Source organism: Streptomyces sp. NPDC049627 (assembly GCF_044465645.1).
Classification (GTDB): Bacteria; Actinomycetota; Actinomycetes; order Streptomycetales; family Streptomycetaceae; genus Streptomyces.
This window is the reverse complement of the sequence record NZ_JBITLW010000017.1, coordinates 184,346-200,848: the sequence shown is the minus strand read 5'-3', so window position 1 is coordinate 200,848 and position 16,503 is coordinate 184,346. Positions and strand designations below refer to the sequence as shown.

The window sequence follows — 16,503 nt, the reverse complement described above, 5'->3', positions numbered from 1 at the left end:
CTTCATCTGACGGGGCGTATACCGCGTATCGCCACGCACGGGGTCCACTCGCTCACATGGAGTGGACCCCGTCGTGCAGTTCAGTGCTTTCATGCTGCATGCTGGGCAGTTCAGCAGGCCCTGAAGGTTTTCCGAAGGTTACGGAGCGGCGCATGACCACCACCTTCCCCAACATCTCCATCAGCACGGAGCGGTTGGTGCTGCGTCCCTTCGAGGAACTGGACATCGAGGCGTTCGCCGAGATGATGAACGACGAGCTCGTCACCGCCTGGACCTCCGTGCCGCAGCCCTACACCGAGGCCGACGCCCGCGCCTGGATCACCGAACTCGCCCCCGCCGAACGCACCGGGGGACGCGGCATCGTCTTCGCCGTCGACGAGTTCCTCACCCAGCGCCTCGTCGGCATCGTGCACCTGCAGAACACCGACTGGCGCATCCGCTCCAGCGAGCTCTCCTACGTCATCGCGCCCTGGGCCCGCGGTGAGGGCTACGCGTCCGAGGCGGCCCTGGCCACCGCGCAGTGGCTCTTCCACGACCAGAAGTTCGAACGACTGGAGCTGCGCACCGCCGCCGACAACACCGCCTCCCAGCAGGTGGCGCAGAAGATCGGCTGTATCAGCGAGGGCGTGCTGCGGGGGGCCTGGATAGCCAGGACGAGAACGGACAGCGGCGAGTGGACCGACGTCCGTACCGACCTCATCGTCTGGAGCCTGCTGCCCGAGGACCTGGAAGGCGTCGGCGACCAGGCGGCCGGCGGCGGTTTCAGCTCGTTCGGCGAGTGGAACTGACGGGAAGCGAACCATCGGGCACCGCTGGTGCCGCAGTGGCAACCGGGTACCCTCACGAAGCCCGCCCCTCGGGCTGACCCCACGACGACCCGCGTAATCCCTGGAGACTGACGACGATGGCCGACCGCGTCACGGTGATCGGCTGGGACGGCTCGCCGCTGACCGCCGCGGCACGCTCCGCCCTCGGTGCCGCCACGCTGGTGGCCGGTGCCGCCCACCACCTGGCGCTCCCCGAGGTGCCGCCCGCCGCCGAGCGCATCCGCCTCGGCAGCGTCGCCCTCGCCGCCCGCCGCATCGCCGGCCACCGCGGCACCGCCGTGGTACTCGCCGACGGCGACCCCGGCTTCTTCGGCGTCGTACGGACCCTGCGCGCACCGGAGTTCGGCCTGGAGGTCGAGGTCGTCCCCGCCGTCTCCTCGGTCGCCGCCGCCTTCGCCCGCGCGGGCATGCCCTGGGACGATGCCCAGGTGGTCGTCGCACACCGACGCACCCTGCGACGCGCGGTGAATGTGTGCCGCGCCCACACCAAGGTCGCCGTCCTCACCTCACCGGGCGCCGGACCCGCCGAGCTCGGCCTGCTCCTCGAAGGCGTCCACCGCACCTTCGTCATCTGCGAGGCACTGGGCACCGGCCACGAGCAGGTCACCGTCGTCACCTCCGACAAGGCCGCCGACCACACCTGGCGCGACCCGAACGTCGTCATCGTCATCGGCGGACACCCCGGAACAGGCGCCGCGGCCGAGGGCGGCGGATGGATCGCCGGCCGCGACCCGGGCGCCGGGCCGCGCGGCTGGACCCTGCCCGCGGAGTCGTACGGCGGTCTGATGGGCGAAGGCGAGCTGGAACCCCTGCGCGCGGCCCAACTCACCCGGCTCGGCCCGCGCGTCGGCGACCTCGTGTGGGACATCGGCTGCGGCAGCGGCGCGTTCGCCACCGAGGCCGCCCGGGCCGGGGCCGCCGTCATCGCCGTCGACCGCGACGCACGGGCCTGCGAGCGCACCGGGGTCAACGCGCGCGGCTTCGGGGTCCAGCTGCAGATCGTCCACGGCACCGCCCCGCACATTCTGGAGAACCTCCCCGAACCGGACGTCGTCCGCGTCGGCGGCGGGGGAGCGGCCGTCGTCTCCGCGGTGGCCGACCGGCGCCCGCAGCGCATCGTCACGCACGCCGCGACCCGCGACGCCGCCGAACTCATCGGCCGCGACCTCACCGAGCACGGGTACGACGTGGAGTGCGCCCTGCTGCAGTCCGTCCAACTCGACACGCGGGCCTGGACGGAGCGAGAGCGGACTGTTTCGTTCCTGCTCAGCGGGGTGCTGCCCGACCGCGCGGTATGACCGTCTGCCCGTCCCCGTGATCCTGTTGTCGTACCGCGCGCGGTAGGCTGGCCGATCGTTGTACCGCACGCGGTCGCCCGGCGCTTCGTCGGTCAATGTCCGGAAAAACACGCCCCGTTTGGGGTGGGTGTGGTACGGCAGAACCGGAGGACGCGCAACGTGGCGCAGTCCACAGCGGCCTGTCGCGGATCAACCTGTCGCGACGGCCGAACGGCCACGACAATGCCACTCAATGGCTTTGTCGCCTTTTTTGGGCGGGTCGTTCGTGCCGCTGGGCACGCACGCTCGTTCTTCACTGCGGGGGCGGTCGGTGCGCCGTTCCCGGGTGAGCTGGTCGTAGGAGCACTAACCGATGGGCGAGGGGTACGCATGACCGACACCGGCCAGGTCCCGGGCGAGGGACTGCCGGAGAGCGCAGGCATGGTGGAGCAGCCGGGCGCCCCCGCGGCGCACGGTGCGTACACCTACCTCTCCGAGACCACCGCCGAGGACGAAGACCTGCTGCTGCCCGGCTCCCAGGGCGCCTGGGGCAACGAGGTCGCCCCGCCCGCGCCGGAGCCGGTCGTCGAGGCCCTGCACGAGCCGGGCCCGCACGAGCTCTCCGGCCGCGACAGCGGCTCGGTCGACCTCAGCGCCGTCCGCGTGCCGGGCCCCACGGCCCCCACGACGCCGATTCCACCGATCACCCCGCGGCGCCCGCTGCATCTCGGGCCGCCCATCCCCGACGCCTCCGCCAGTCCGGTCCGCTCCCTCGCCGACCGCGGCGCCGTCGGCGCACCCGCGGGGCGGCCCGGTGCGGCCGGCCCCGAGTACCTCGACGCCCCGCAGCACCGCGAGGCGTCGGTTCCGCAGGCGGCGGCGCCCTGGAGCGCCCCCGCCCAGGCCGCCCAGGCTCCGGCCCCGGCGCCGGTGAGCGCCGAGGCGGCGGCTGCCGAAACGGTTGTTCCGGCCGGGCAGCCGATGGGCGCGGCGCAGGCCGTGGTGGCTCGGGTCGCCACGGAGGCCGTGGCCACGGGTGGCGCTCCCCAGGGTGTGCCGGATGCCGCGCCGGCCGTCGCGGACGCTCCGCAGGGTGGCGTACCGGGTGCGGCCGTACCGCACGAGGGTGCGCCCGCCGGTCCGGTGCCGCCCATCCCCGACGCCGCGCCGGTCGCCGGTGCGGACCCGGGTGCGCAGTCCGGTGACGCTCCGGGCACGGGGCCTGCGGCCGACGCCGGGGGGATGCCGGGTGCCGGGCAGGTGCCGGGCGCGGAGGCAGGGCAGGGCCAGGATGCCGGTCAGCTGCCGGTGGCCGCGCACGAGACCGCCGGCTCCGGGGCTGGAGCGGCAGAGGCGGGTCCGTCCGGTGCTGAGGGCGGAGACGTTCCGGTGAGTGGGGCCGAGAACGCCGGGCAGGTGCCCGGCGTGACCGGTGCCGCGAATGCCGTACAGGGCCCGGGAGTCGGCGACGCACCCGAGGCCGGGCAGGGCATCGAGCCCGCGCAGGCTGCGGCGGGGGTGCCGGGTGCCGAGGGCGCCCCGGTCGCCGATGCTGCGGCCGAGGGCGCGCGGGCTGTGGGTGTCGCTGCGGGTGCGGACGCCGAGGCGTCCACTGTGCCCGTGGCCGAGGCTGCCGAGGTTTCCGGCGGGGCCGTGCCTGTGGCGGCGCAGCACGGCGAGGCTGCTGCGGCTGAGACCGCGGACGTCTCCGAAGCGCCGGCCCCCGAGGCCGTGCAGGCCGTCGCGGAGCCCACCCCTGATGCCGTCCAGGCCGTCGCAGCGCCCGCTCCTGATGCGGTCCAGGCCCTGGCAGAGGTTGCGCCCGATGCGGTCCAGGCCGTGACAGACCCCGCCCCCGATGCGACTCAGGGCGTCGCAGCGCCCGCTCCTGAAGGAGCACCGATGTCCGAGACGCCCGCTGCCGATGCCGATCAGGCCCCCGAGGTTCCGTCCTCCGAGGCTGTTCAGGCCGCCGACGCTGCCGTGCCCGAGGCTCCTGTCCAGGGCACCGAAGAGTCTGCCCCCGAGGTTGCCCCAGCCGTCGAGGTTGCCCCCGCCGTCGAGGTTGCCGAGGCCGGAGTCGACAGCGCCGCCTCGGTCCAGGTCCAGCCGACCCCCGAGGCCGTTGCCGACCCGACGGCACCCGAAGCGGCCCAGGCCCCCGAGCCCGGGGACGCCGAGCAGGTCGGACAGGCGGCACAGCCCACCCAGGACGCCTCCGCGGCCGTCACGCACGCATCGACGCCGGAGCCCTCGGACGCCGAGCAGGCCGCCCAGCAGCAGACCGAGCCCTCCACCGCGGCCGCACAACCCGCTCACGACCCGCAGCAGGCCCCCGCTGCCGTGGCGGACCCGAACCTGGCCCAGGTCCCGCAGCCGGTGCAGGACGGCGTCCCCGTGGACGCCGACGCAGCCGTCGCAGCGCAGGCCGCGGTCGCCGGGGAGACGGCCCCCGAGGCGGATGCTCACACCGCGGCCCCCTCGTCCCAGGTGCCGGCCGCCCAGCAGACCCCGGACGCGACCCCCGAGTCGGCCGAGGCCCCCCAGCCACTCGCCGCGGCCGCCGCCTCGGACCCCGCTGCCGAGCCCTCCGCCCCGGACGCGCTCACACCGGACACCGCCGCCCCGCAGCCCGCCCCGACGGATGCCGCACCGGCCGAGGCCCCCGAGCCGTTCGTCGCCGTACCCGCCGGACCGCAGCTCCAGCCCGCGGCCCAGTCCACGCAGGCCCCGCAGGGCCCGGCCCAACAGCCCGTCGGGCCCGTGGAGTCCGGCCAGGGAGAGGCCACGGCCGTCCTCCCGTCCGGCACCCCTCTGGAGCCCACGCCCGAGCAGCCCCTCGGCCAGTTCGTCCCGGTCGAGGGCTCGGTGCCGACCGCCCCGCACCTCGCGCCGACCCCGCCGCGGCCGACCGTCCTGCCCGCCGAGGAGGCCCCGGCCTCCGTCGCCCCGGTCCCCGCACCCCGCGAGGGCGACCCCGACGTCGTCCAGCACGCGGAGGACCTGGACACCCGGGCCGCCGACCAGGAAGACCACCAGGAAGAGAGCACGGCCCCAGTGGAAGAAGCACGTCAGTCCACCGGCCCCGCCGCGCCCGCCTACGACGACGCCGAGCGCGAGGCCGTCCTCAAGGTCATGCGCGAGCGCCGCGACATCCGCAACGGCTTCCGCAGCGACCCGATCCCGCACGAGGTGCTGCTCCGCGTCCTGGAGGCCGCCCACACCGCGCCCTCCGTGGGCCACTCGCAGCCCTGGGACTTCGTCGTCATCCGCTCGGCCGAGACCCGGCGCACCATGCACGAACTGGCCCAGCGCCAGCGCGAGGCGTACGCCAAGTCCCTCCCCAAGGGCCGGGCCAAGCAGTTCAAGGAACTGAAGATCGAGGCCATCCTCGACACCCCGGTCAACATCGTCGTCACCGCCGACCCGACCCGCGGCGGCCGCCACACCCTCGGCCGGCACACCCAGCCCCAGATGGCGCCGTACTCCGCCGCGCTCGCCGTCGAGAACCTCTGGCTCGCCGCGCGCGCCGAGGGCCTCGGCGTCGGCTGGGTCAGCTTCTTCGACGAGCGCGAGATGGTCCGCGCCCTCGGCCTGCCCGAGCACCTGGAGGTCATCGCCTACCTGTGCGTCGGGTACGTCGACGAGTTCCCGGACGAGCCCGAGCTGATGCAGGCCGGCTGGTCCAAGCGCCGCCCGCTGTCGTGGGTCGTGCACGAGGAGACGTACGGCCGCCGTGCCCTGCCCGGCGAGGAGCCGCACGACCTGCTCGCCGAGACCGTCGCGCAGATCCGCCCGCTGGACGCCAAGGCGCTCGGCGAGGCCTGGGAGCGGCAGAAGCGGATGACCAAGCCGGCCGGCGCGCTCGGCATGCTGGAGATCATCTCCGCGCAGTTGTCCGGGCTGTCCCGCCAGTGCCCGCCGCCGATCCCGGAGCCCGCGGCCGTCGCGATCTTCGCCGGCGACCACGGCGTGCACGCCCAGGGCGTCACTCCCTGGCCGCAGGAGGTCACCGCCCAGATGGTGGCCAACTTCCTGGGCGGCGGAGCGGTCTGCAACGCCTTCGCGGGCCAGGTGGGCGCTGAGGTCTGCGTCGTGGACGTGGGCGTGGCGGCCGACCTCCCGGCCACCCCCGGCCTCCTGCCGCGCAAGGTCCGCGCGGGCACCTCCGACATGACCACCGGCCCCGCGATGACCCGCGAGGAGGCCAAGCAGGCCATCGAGGTCGGCATCGAGACGGCCCGTGACCTGGTGGCGGCCGGCAACAAGGCCCTGCTCACGGGTGAGATGGGCATCGCCAACACGACCGCGTCGGCGGCCCTGATCTCCGTCTTCACCGACACCGACCCGGCCGAGGTGACGGGCCGCGGCACCGGCATCAACGACGAGACCCTCGCCCGCAAGACCGAGGTCGTCCGCCGCGCCATCGAGGTCCACCAGCCCGACCCGGCCGACCCCATCGGCGTCCTCGCCGCGATCGGCGGCTTCGAACACGCCGCGATGGTCGGCCTCCTGCTGGGCGGCGCCTCCCTGCGCACCCCGGTGATCCTGGACGGCGTCAGCGCCGGCGCCGCCGCCCTGGTGGCCCGCGCGATCGCCCCGGAGGTCCTGGCCGCCTGCATCGCCGGCCACCGCAGCGCCGAGCCCGGCCACGTGGCCGCCCTCAACAAGCTCGGCCTGCGCCCCCTGGTCGACCTGGACCTGAGACTGGGCGAGGGCACGGGCGCACTGCTGGCCCTGCCGCTGGTCCAGAGCACGGCCAGGGCGATGCACGAGGTGGCGACGTTCGATTCGGCGGGGGTAACTGAGAAGTAGCGGTTGCCGGGACGCGGGGAGGCTGCGTACGGCTGCCCGTGGGGCTGTGGGAAGTCGTTCCGCAGGGCGATGGGGGTCCCCCCGCTCGAGCGAAGCCGAGAGTGGGGGAGGGTGGGCACAGCCCACGCACCCGCACCCGGCCACGATGCTCAGCCACCGGACACCTGTGCCGCCCACCACGCCCACCCCGTAAAATCCGCACGTCAGAGGCCTGCAAGCCACCGCACTGCCTGTCCGAGGAGCCGCACCTCATGGCCGAAAACCCCGCCTACCCCGTAGGCCTCCGCCTCACCGGCCGCAAAGTGGTCGTCCTCGGCGGCGGCCAGGTCGCCCAGCGCCGCCTCCCGGCACTGATCGCGGCAGGTGCGGACATCCTCCTCGTATCGCCCGAGGCGACCCCTTCGGTCGAGGCCATGGCGGACGCCGGCGAGATCACCTGGGAACGGCGCCCCTACGCGGACGGCGACCTCGCCGACGCCTGGTACGCCCTGATCGCCACCGGCGACAAGGAGGCGAACACCCGGGCCTCGGCCGAAGCGGAGCGCCACCGCGTCTGGTGCGTCCGCTCCGACGACGCCGACGCGGCCACCGCCTGGACCCCCGCCACCGGCCACAGCGAGGGCGTCACGGTCGCCGTCCTCACCACCAGCGCCCGCGGCCGCGACCCCCGCCACACCGCCGCCATCCGCGACGCGGTCGTCGAGGGCCTGCGCGACGGCACCCTCGTCGCCCCCCACCACCGCACCCGTACCCCCGGCGTCGCCCTGGTCGGCGGCGGCCCGGGCGACCCGGACCTGATCACCGTCCGCGGGCGCCGCCTCCTCGCCGAGGCCGACGTCGTCATCGCCGACCGGCTCGGCCCGCGCGACCTGCTCGCCGAACTCCCGCCGCACGTCGAGGTGATCGACGCGGCGAAGATCCCGTACGGCCGCTTCATGGCCCAGGAGGCCATCAACAACGCCCTGATCGAGCACGCCAAGCAGGGCAAGTCGGTCGTTCGGCTGAAGGGCGGCGACCCGTACGTCTTCGGCCGCGGTATGGAGGAGCTGCAGGCCCTCGCCGAAGCCGGCATCCCCTGCACGGTGGTCCCCGGTATCTCCAGCTCGATCTCGGTTCCGGGCGCGGCCGGCATCCCGGTCACCCACCGGGGCGTGGCGCACGAGTTCACCGTGGTCAGCGGCCACGTGGCCCCCGACGACGAGCGTTCCCTCGTCGACTGGCCGTCCCTCGCCAAGCTGACCGGGACTCTCGTGATCCTCATGGGTGTCGACAAGATCGGCAAGATCGCCGAGACTCTCGTCGCGCACGGCAAGTCCGCCGACACACCGGTCGCCCTGGTCCAGGAGGGCACGACGGCCGCCCAGCGCCGCGTCGACGCGACCCTGGCGACGGTCGCGGAGACCGTACGGACCCAGGACGTGAAGCCCCCGGCGGTCATCGTCATCGGCGAGGTCGTGAACGTCGGACCGAACCCTTCCGCGTAACCGCGGGTAACCCGACCGTCCCAAGCCGTTGGCACCGCACCCAGGACAAGGCAGTATCACCCTGTGGCCGATCTCATCACCGTCGATGACCCCGACGACCCGCGCCTGCGCGACTACACGGGCCTGACCGACGTCGAACTGCGCCGCAAGCGCGAGCCGGCGGAGGGCCTGTTCATCGCCGAGGGCGAGAAGGTGATCAGACGGGCGAAGGAAGCCGGCTACGAGATGCGGTCGATGCTGCTCTCGGCCAAGTGGGTCGACGTCATGCGCGACGTCATCGACGAGCTCCCGGCCCCGGTGTACGCGGTCAGCCCGGACCTCGCCGAACAGGTCACCGGCTACCACGTGCACCGCGGAGCGCTCGCCTCCATGCAACGCAAGCCGCTGCCGACCGCCACCGAACTCCTCCAGTCCGCCCGCCGGGTGGTGGTGATGGAGTCGGTCAACGACCACACCAACATCGGCGCCATCTTCCGCTCGGCGGCGGCCCTCGGCATGGACGCGGTGCTGTTGTCGCCCGACTGCGCCGACCCCCTCTACCGCCGCAGCGTGAAGGTCTCGATGGGCGCCGTCTTCTCCGTCCCCTACGCCCGCCTGGAGACCTGGCCCAAGGGCCTGGAGTCGGTCCGCGAGGCCGGCTTCACCCTGCTCGCCCTCACCCCCGACGAGAAGGCCAAGACCCTCGACGAGGCCGCCCCGCACAGGATGGAACGGGTGGCCCTCATGCTCGGCGCGGAGGGCGACGGCCTCTCCACCCAGGCCCTGGTCGCCGCCGACGAATGGGTGCGCATCCCGATGGCCCACGGCGTCGACTCCCTCAACGTCGGCGCGGCGGCCGCGGTCGCCTTCTACGCGGTGGCCACGGGCCGCCCCCAGGTCTAGGACTTACGGCGATGGCGCAGCGCGAGGCGATCGTCGCCGTCCTGCTGCGCGCCGACCGCGTCCTCGCCATCCGCCGCGGCCCCGCCGTCGCACGCCCCGGCTACTGGCAGCCCCTCAGCGGCAGGATCGAGCCGGGGGAGAGCCAGCGGGAGGCCGTCGTCCGCGAGGTGCAGGAGGAGGTCGGCCTCACCGTCGTACCCCTGGCGAAGGTATGGGAGTCCGAGACCGACGACGGCCGCTTCCGCCTGCACTGGTGGATCGCACGGGCCGAGACCGGAGAGGTGGTCCCCGACCCGGACGAGGTCGGCGAAGCGCGCTGGGTCACGCCGGAGGAGTTCCTGTCCCTGGACCCCGTCTTCGACGGCGACCGGGAGTTCTTCGAACGGATCCTGCCCGACCTGTGAGGCCGGTCGTGCCGCATGGCGGCACGGGCTACTCGGAGATGTCGAACGTCGTCTCGTACTGATCGGACATCGGGTCCCCGTCGAGCGGCGAGTGGTCCGGGCCCACCTGCTCCTGCCGCTGCCGTACGACGTCCCCGTCGCTGCCGAGCCCACGGTCCGGGCCCTGGCAGCCCTGCGCCGCGGCGATGCCGAGCGCCACCAGCAGGGTCACCACGACGAACACGAACAGCCGCTGCCGCAGCAGCTGCGGGTTGGCGGGCCGCCGCCCCGTCCCCGTGTTCCGCGGCGCCGGCCGGCTCGTACCACTGCGCGGGGCGGGGGGCCGGTTGCCGTTGCCCGAACGCGGCGTGTTCCGCGAGGAGGGCGTCGGCCGAGTCCCGGACCGGGACGACGCCGTACCGCTGTGCGGGGCGCTGCCGCCCCTCGACGCGCCCCCGTCGCGCGCGGGGCCGGGTCCGCGCGAGGCGCCGCCGCCCCGCGGCATGCCGATGCCGCGCGGTGGGGGAGTGCCCTGCGGGCGGCGCTGGGCGCGCTGCTGGTCGGCGTAGGTGTCGACGAGCCGCCCGGTCGGGCGGTCCGCCTCCGCGGAGCGCGGCGCGGGCGGGCGTACGTCGGACAGGCCCTGCGCCTCCCGGGCCGCGATCTCCTTGAGCCGCAGCGACAGCTGCAGCGTGCTCGGCCGCTCCTCCGGGTCCTTCGCCAGACACGCCCGCACGAGCGGAGCCAGGGCGTCCGGTACGCCGTGCAGCTGCGGCTCCTCGTGCACGACGCGGTACAGCATCACTTCCGAACTGCCGTGCCCGAAGGGTGAGTCGGCCATCGACGCGTACGCGAGCGTGGCGCCGAGGGAGAAGACGTCCGTGGCCGGGGTGACGGCGGCGCCGCGCACCTGTTCCGGAGCCAGGAAGCCGGGGGAGCCGACCGCCGTGCCGACATGGGTGAGCGTCGAGGCGCCCGTCGCCCAGGCGATGCCGAAGTCGATGATCCGCGGGCCCTTGGGGGACAGCAGGATGTTGGAGGGCTTCAGATCCCGGTGCACGACCCCGGCCTCGTGCACGGCGACCAGGCCCTCGGACAGGGCGGCGCCGATGACGGCGACCTCCGCCGCGCCGAGGGGGCCCTCGTCGGCGACCTTGTCGTGCAGGGAGGGGCCGGGTACGTACTGGGTGGCGAACCAGGGGCGGTCCGCCTCCAGGTCGGCGGCCACGAGCCGTGCCGTACAGCCGCCGCGAATGCGCCGTGCCGCCGAGACCTCACGCGCGAACCGCGAGCGGAACTCCTGGTCCTCCGCCAGGTCGGGCCGGATCACCTTCAGCGCGACCCGCTGCCCCTTCTTGTCGGAGCCCAGGTAGACGACGCCCATGCCGCCCGCGCCCAGCCGTCTGTGAAGCCTGAACGAGCCGACGACGCGCGGGTCCTCGCGCCTCAGGCGCATCATCGCCATGTTCATCCCCGCTGCCCGGTCCGTCTGACGAGCCACAGCTTACGTTTCCACGGGCCGCCGTGCGCAGAGGCCGCGCCCTCTCGGGGCGATGGATTGTCAGTGGGGGGTGGGAGACTTGAAGGGTGGTCAGGGGGCGGGTGAGCAGGGCGACTTCGGCCTGGCTCGGCCTCCAACCATCCGTCACAGAAGGGGGATTGAGCCCGTGAAGGGTGATCGCGTGGAGATAGTCGTGGACGCAGGGGACACGACGCGCACGTACGAGGCGGTGGCGAGCAGGGCGGGTCGCCGGGTGGAGACGGCGGTGCGCCGAGGTGTCGTGGAAGTGAGCGAAGTCACCCGGAACGGCTCGGTGGTGCGTACGGCCCGCTTCATGGCGAACCGGGTCCTCGCGCTGGTCGAACAGCCGGTGCCGAGGGAGGACGGCTCGGAGAAAAGCGCGGACAAATAGGGGCACGCCAGACGTCCCCTCCGGGAAGACCCCGAGACCTAGGTCCCCGTCTCCACCCAGGGGAGTACTCCGCAGGTGATGGCTCATCCTCGGGGAGGCCCGGCAATCGGTACGAGGGCATGACGCCGGGGGTGGCCCGGCCGCCTAGATTTGAGGTCAAGCGGCGGGTGCAGCACTCGTCCCCCGAGGTCAGACACCCGCCGCTGCCAACGACAACCGACACAGGTCAGGAGAGGGACCATGGCCCAGACGGCACCGCGGACACTGATCCGTATGCAGGAGCGCACGCTGCTGCGCCCCCGCCGCCAGGGCCGCCGCCACCCGCTGGTGGCGACGCTCATGGCCCTTCCCCTGGCGGCCCTTCTCCTCCTCGTCTTCGACGGCTGGGAGACAGTGGCCACACAGGCGTCGTCCGTGGGCGTGATGCTGGGGCGCTGAGCGGCGACCCCAGGCCCGGAAGAGCGGTCCGGGCGGGGACATCCACCCATGAAACCCCGTGGGGACGGGGGTGCGGCGGACGGCACAAATGCCGGCGCAGCTGGGGAGCTGCGCCGGCATTGCGTCGTCTTTGCGCCTAAACCGGCGCCGCTCTCGCGGACGTGGTTGCTCGCCGTGGGGGTTGCTCAATTATTGGTTGCTGTGGTCACAGGTGGGTTGTGGTGCGTGTGATCACGTGGGTGTGGCCTGTGCGTTGGATGCGCGTGATCCTGTACACCGCAGCAGCCCGCCAGCCCGCCAGCCCGCCAGCCCGCCAGCCCGCCAGCCCGCCAGCCCGCCAGCCCGCCAGCCCTCCAGCCCGCCAGCCCGCCAGCCCGCCAGCCCGCCTGCGTAGCCTGCGGGCAGTCGTGCCGCTGGGGCGGCACGTGTGGGCGCAGCCGGCACCCCGCCGGCGCCGGGCTGCGCGACCCACCCCCGCCCAGCCCCCACGCCGGGTGCCCGGCAAACCCGCCGCCCCCACCCCCGTACCCTCGCCCCCAAAGCATCCGCACCCAAGGGACCCCAGTGACCCCGAGCCCTCTCCTCCCCGACCTCACCGCCCGAGCCGAAGCCGCGGCTCACTCCCGCACATCCGCCTGTCCCTGCGGAGCAACGGTCACGCTCGCCGACCGCCCCGACGCCACCGTCGTCCGGCACGCCGACACGGTCGCCAAGGCCCACGCCCGGGGCGTCACCGCTGCCGGCCTGACCCCCCGCCTGACCGCCGCCACACACCTCCCCGGCCTCTTCCTGCCCCCGCTCGGCCCCACGCCCGCAGATCTGCACGGCCGGCTGGTGACCTTCTGGCCCTACGGCATCCCCGTGGACCCGGACGACCCCGACGCCGCCCCCTGGGAAGCAGCAGCAACCCTCCTCGCCCGCCTCCATCGCACCCCCGCACCCACCCCCCTGCCTCCGATGCGCGGCCCCGTCAAAGCCGCCCTCGCCGTATCCCGCCTCCGCGCCCTCGCCGCCACGGACGCGGAAACGACCGCCGGCGCGACAGCCGTCCTCCGCGCCTGGGACACCCTTCCCGCATGGGCCCGCGCCGAGGCCCCCCAGCCCGATACGGCCACCCTCTGCCACGGCGACCTCCACCTCGGCCAACTCGTGCGTCACCCCGCCCCGGACGGCCCTTGGCTGCTCATCGACGTCGATGACCTCGGCGTGGGCGTGCCGGCCTGGGACCTCGGGCGGCCGGCCGCTTGGTACGCCTGCGGACTGCTGCCGCCCGAGGAGTGGAGCCGCTTCCTGACCGCGTACCGCGCTGCCCGCGGCCCGGCCGTCCCCGCCGACGGCGACCCGTGGCCCGCCCTGGACGTTCCGGCCCGCGCCCTCACCGTGCAGACCGCCGCCCGGGCGATCACCAAGGCGGTGGCCGGAGGGCGCCCCTTGGACGAGGCCGAGCAGTGCCTTGTCGACGCATGTGACCGAATGGCGTCCTTCCCCCCTGAGTTGACCCCCGGATACGCGAAGTAGGGTGCAACCGACCGCAGCCGGACAGAGTCTGTCCTGGCGATACACGAAGCAGGACCGACCGGCGAGGAGTTGAGCCGACCATGCAGTGTCCGAAGTGCCATGCGCCGATGCACACGTACAACCGCAACGGCGTCCAGATCGAGCAGTGCAGCGGCTGCCGTGGGATCTTTCTCGACTACGGCGAGCTGGAGGCGCTGACCCGCCTGGAGTCCCAGTGGTCCCAGCCGGCCCCGCCGCCTCCGGCCGCCCCGCAGGCCTACCCGGCCCCCGCCCCTCAGGCACCCGCCTGGGGCGCCCCGCACGGCGGTCACCACGGCGGCCACTACGGCCACCAGCGCCACAAGAGCTTCGGCCACATGCTGTTCTCCAGCTGAGGCGGACCGAGCAGAAAGAAGCCCCCGGTCGTAGACCGGGGGCTTCAGCGTGTGGACGATACTGGGATTGAACCAGTGACCTCTTCCGTGTCAGGGAAGCGCTCTCCCGCTGAGCTAATCGTCCTCGGGACCGCGACCGGCTGCCGAGCAGAAGATCACGGGGCACTGCGTGCGCGATACTGGGATTGAACCAGTGACCTCTTCCGTGTCAGGGAAGCGCTCTCCCGCTGAGCTAATCGCGCGGGGGATCCTAAGATCCAGTGGACGATACTGGGATTGAACCAGTGACCTCTTCCGTGTCAGGGAAGCGCTCTCCCGCTGAGCTAATCGTCCTTGGAGGTGGAGACGGGATTTGAACCCGTGTAGACGGCTTTGCAGGCCGTTGCCTCGCCTCTCGGCCACTCCACCAGGAGTGTAGGGGTTCGGGAAGATCCCCTGTTCCTTCGAGCGGACGACGAGGCTCGAACTCGCGACCTCAACCTTGGCAAGGTTGCGCTCTACCAACTGAGCTACGTCCGCTTGTCGTTTCGTTCCGCTCCCGCGGCCCGGCGACGTGTTGAACTCTAGCGGATTCCGGGGCCAGTACAAAAACGCGTTTGTGCAGCGTGCTGCGCTGCGCCTGCTCAGGGACCCGACGAAGCTCCCCGAAGGGACATGGCCAGGTCACCTGAGCGACACCGGCCATAGACTCGACTGCGTGCTCGACCTCGCTCCCCTCGCCCGCTTCGGCGCCCGCGTCGCCACCGGCCTCGTCGATGTCACCAGCGATCCCGCGGCCCTGGACTCCCGCGGTTTCTGGGCCGTCTGCGCCGACTTCGAAGGCGGCCTGACCTGTGCCCGCTTCCGTGACGTGCGAGAGGAGCCCGTCCCTGCCCCGGTGCCGGGCGCATGGACCGGACCGGCGGCCGGTGACTGGACGTCCTCCCTCGACCGCTCCGCGTACACGGCGGGCGTACGGCGCATCCGGGAGCACATCGCGGCCGGAGAGGTCTACCAGGCGAACCTCTGCAGGGTCCTGAGCGCGCCGATCGGCCCGGGCGCCGATGTGGACTCCCTCACCGCGCTGCTCGCCCGCGGCAACCCGGCGCCGTATGCAGGAACGATCCGCCTCCCGGGGCACGGGGTCGAGATAGCCACCGCGTCCCCCGAGCTCTTCCTGCGGCGCGACGGACGTGTCGTCGAGTCCGGGCCGATCAAGGGCACCGGGCGCACCGAGGCGGACCTGCTGGAGAAGGACTACGCCGAGAACGTGATGATCGTGGACCTCGTGCGGAACGACATCGGCCGCGTGTGTGCCACCGGGTCCGTGACCGTCCCCGACCTGTGCGCCGTCGAGAAGCACCCGGGGCTCGTCCATCTCGTGTCCACGGTGCGCGGCGAACTGCGCGCCGGCGCCGGCTGGCCCGAGCTGCTCGACGCCGCCTTCCCGCCCGGCTCGGTCACCGGCGCGCCGAAGTCCAGTGCTCTGCGGATCATCGACGCGCTGGAGACGGCGCCCCGAGGGCCGTACTGCGGCGGCATCGGCTGGGTCGACGCCGACCGGGGCGTCGGCGAGCTGGCCGTCGGGATACGTACCTTCTGGATCGACCGGGGCGAGGGGATGCTGCGCTTCGGTACCGGCGCGGGGATCACCTGGGGGTCGGATCCCGAGGGGGAGTGGCGGGAGACCGAGCTGAAGGCGGCCCGGCTGCTCGCGGTAGCGTCGGGAGCGTATGCGGTGAGTGGAGAGGGACTGACGACGTGAAGATCTGGCTCGACGGCGGGCTGCAGAACATCGAGTCCGCCCGTGTCTCCGTCTTCGACCACGGCCTGACCGTGGGCGACGGCATCTTCGAGACGGTGAAGGCGGTGGACGGCCGCCCGTTCGCGCTGACCCGGCATCTCGACCGGCTGACGCGCTCCGCGCGCGGCCTCGGCCTGCCCGATCCCGACCACGACGAGATCCGCCGCGCCTGCGCCGCGGTCATCGAGGCCAACCCGATGCCGCTCGGCCGGCTGCGCATCACCTACACCGGCGGCCACGGCCCCCTCGGCTCCGACCGCGGCGATCACGGCCCGACCCTCGTCGTCGCGCTCGGCGAGACCACCCGGCACGCCGACTCCACGGCCGTGATCACCGTTCCGTGGACCCGCAACGAACGCGGCGCGGTCACCGGCCTGAAGACGACCTCGTACGCCGAGAACGTCGTCGCCCTCGCCCGCGCCCACCAACACGGCGCCACCGAGGCCCTGTTCGGCAACACGGTCGGGCAACTCTGCGAGGGCACCGGGTCGAACGTCTTCGTCGTCCTGGACGGCGAGATCCACACGCCGCCGCTCGCCTCGGGCTGTCTCGCGGGCATCACGCGCGCGTTGACGATCGAGTGGACCGGCGCGAAGGAGACGGACCTGCCGCTGGACGTGCTGGAGCGGGCCGAGGAGGTCTTCCTCACCTCCACCCTGCGGGACGTCCAGGCCGTGCACCGCGTCGACGACCGCGAACTGCCGGGCGTACCGGGGCCGGTGACCGCCAAGGCCATGCGGATCTTCGATGAGCGGTCCGGGGACGACCTGGATCCCTAGGGCGGGAAAAATGGGCTGCCGTGCACCGGG

General features: G+C 73.3%; 13 protein-coding genes and 5 tRNA genes. 12 read left to right on the top strand and 6 right to left on the bottom strand.

The annotated features are described in order from the left end of the window. The first annotated feature begins 152 nt into the window (after nucleotides 1-152). From ACIBU0_RS38065 to ACIBU0_RS38040, 6 genes are all read left to right on the top strand, one after another. Entirely contained in the window at nucleotides 153-788 is a 636-nt protein-coding gene (locus ACIBU0_RS38065) for a GNAT family N-acetyltransferase (protein ID WP_398827872.1), read from the top strand. 116 nt (nucleotides 789-904) lie between these two features. Then, the gene (gene cbiE, locus ACIBU0_RS38060) at nucleotides 905-2,125 is read left to right on the top strand and encodes a precorrin-6y C5,15-methyltransferase (decarboxylating) subunit CbiE (RefSeq protein ID WP_398827870.1); all 1,221 of its coding nucleotides are present in this window, start codon (nucleotides 905-907) and stop codon (nucleotides 2,123-2,125) included. A 369-nt stretch (nucleotides 2,126-2,494) separates the two neighbouring features. Further along, nucleotides 2,495-6,919 (top strand): nicotinate-nucleotide--dimethylbenzimidazole phosphoribosyltransferase, encoded by a 4,425-nt coding sequence (gene cobT / locus ACIBU0_RS38055; protein ID WP_398827868.1) that lies wholly within the window; start codon nucleotides 2,495-2,497, stop codon nucleotides 6,917-6,919. A gap of 251 nt (nucleotides 6,920-7,170) precedes the next feature. After that, the gene (cobA, locus tag ACIBU0_RS38050) at nucleotides 7,171-8,403 is read left to right on the top strand and encodes a uroporphyrinogen-III C-methyltransferase (protein WP_398827866.1); all 1,233 of its coding nucleotides are present in this window, start codon (nucleotides 7,171-7,173) and stop codon (nucleotides 8,401-8,403) included. A 63-nt stretch (nucleotides 8,404-8,466) separates the two neighbouring features. Then, nucleotides 8,467-9,285 (top strand): TrmH family RNA methyltransferase, encoded by an 819-nt coding sequence (locus tag ACIBU0_RS38045; protein WP_398827864.1) that lies wholly within the window; start codon nucleotides 8,467-8,469, stop codon nucleotides 9,283-9,285. 11 nt (nucleotides 9,286-9,296) lie between these two features. Beyond that, nucleotides 9,297-9,689 (top strand): NUDIX domain-containing protein, encoded by a 393-nt coding sequence (locus ACIBU0_RS38040; RefSeq protein ID WP_398827862.1) that lies wholly within the window; start codon nucleotides 9,297-9,299, stop codon nucleotides 9,687-9,689. Between the two features lie 28 nt (nucleotides 9,690-9,717). Here the strand turns inward: ACIBU0_RS38040 and ACIBU0_RS38035 are convergent, their stop codons facing one another. Then, the gene (locus tag ACIBU0_RS38035; protein ID WP_398827999.1) at nucleotides 9,718-11,139 is read right to left on the bottom strand and encodes a protein kinase; all 1,422 of its coding nucleotides are present in this window, start codon (nucleotides 11,137-11,139) and stop codon (nucleotides 9,718-9,720) included. A gap of 196 nt (nucleotides 11,140-11,335) precedes the next feature. Between ACIBU0_RS38035 and ACIBU0_RS38030 the strand changes: the two genes are divergently transcribed. From ACIBU0_RS38030 to ACIBU0_RS38015, 4 genes are all read left to right on the top strand, one after another. Further along, nucleotides 11,336-11,581: a hypothetical protein gene (locus ACIBU0_RS38030; RefSeq protein ID WP_398827860.1), complete on the top strand. Its 246-nt coding sequence runs from the start codon at nucleotides 11,336-11,338 to the stop codon at nucleotides 11,579-11,581. 240 nt (nucleotides 11,582-11,821) lie between these two features. After that, a complete protein-coding gene (locus ACIBU0_RS38025) occupies nucleotides 11,822-12,019 on the top strand; it encodes a hypothetical protein (RefSeq protein WP_234767846.1) in 198 nt (65 codons plus the stop codon). Nucleotides 12,020-12,583: 564 nt separating this feature from the next. Continuing rightward, nucleotides 12,584-13,537 carry a phosphotransferase family protein gene (locus tag ACIBU0_RS38020; RefSeq protein ID WP_398827858.1) on the top strand — a complete coding sequence of 318 codons (954 nt, stop codon included), beginning with the start codon at nucleotides 12,584-12,586 and terminating at the stop codon, nucleotides 13,535-13,537. Nucleotides 13,538-13,617: 80 nt separating this feature from the next. Next, nucleotides 13,618-13,911: a zf-TFIIB domain-containing protein gene (locus ACIBU0_RS38015; protein ID WP_398827856.1), complete on the top strand. Its 294-nt coding sequence runs from the start codon at nucleotides 13,618-13,620 to the stop codon at nucleotides 13,909-13,911. A 52-nt stretch (nucleotides 13,912-13,963) separates the two neighbouring features. On the opposite strand, the gene ACIBU0_RS38010 is transcribed toward ACIBU0_RS38015, so the two are convergent. From ACIBU0_RS38010 to ACIBU0_RS37990, 5 genes are all read right to left on the bottom strand, one after another. Beyond that, nucleotides 13,964-14,035 (bottom strand) — tRNA-Val (locus ACIBU0_RS38010). 46 nt (nucleotides 14,036-14,081) lie between these two features. Continuing rightward, nucleotides 14,082-14,153: transfer RNA gene (locus tag ACIBU0_RS38005), tRNA-Val, on the bottom strand. Nucleotides 14,154-14,172: 19 nt separating this feature from the next. Then, nucleotides 14,173-14,244: transfer RNA gene (locus tag ACIBU0_RS38000), tRNA-Val, on the bottom strand. Between the two features lies 1 nt (nucleotide 14,245). After that, nucleotides 14,246-14,319 (bottom strand) — tRNA-Cys (locus ACIBU0_RS37995). Nucleotides 14,320-14,357: 38 nt separating this feature from the next. Further along, a tRNA-Gly gene (locus ACIBU0_RS37990) sits at nucleotides 14,358-14,430 on the bottom strand. A gap of 178 nt (nucleotides 14,431-14,608) precedes the next feature. On the opposite strand from ACIBU0_RS37990, the gene ACIBU0_RS37985 reads away from it, so the two are divergent. Continuing rightward, nucleotides 14,609-15,655 carry a chorismate-binding protein gene (locus ACIBU0_RS37985; RefSeq protein WP_398827854.1) on the top strand — a complete coding sequence of 349 codons (1,047 nt, stop codon included), beginning with the start codon at nucleotides 14,609-14,611 and terminating at the stop codon, nucleotides 15,653-15,655. Then, nucleotides 15,652-16,473, top strand: a complete 822-nt coding sequence (locus tag ACIBU0_RS37980) for an aminotransferase class IV (RefSeq protein ID WP_398827852.1) — start codon at nucleotides 15,652-15,654, stop codon at nucleotides 16,471-16,473. The genes ACIBU0_RS37985 and ACIBU0_RS37980 overlap by 4 nt, the downstream gene beginning before the upstream one ends. Nucleotides 16,474-16,503 lie beyond the last annotated feature (30 nt).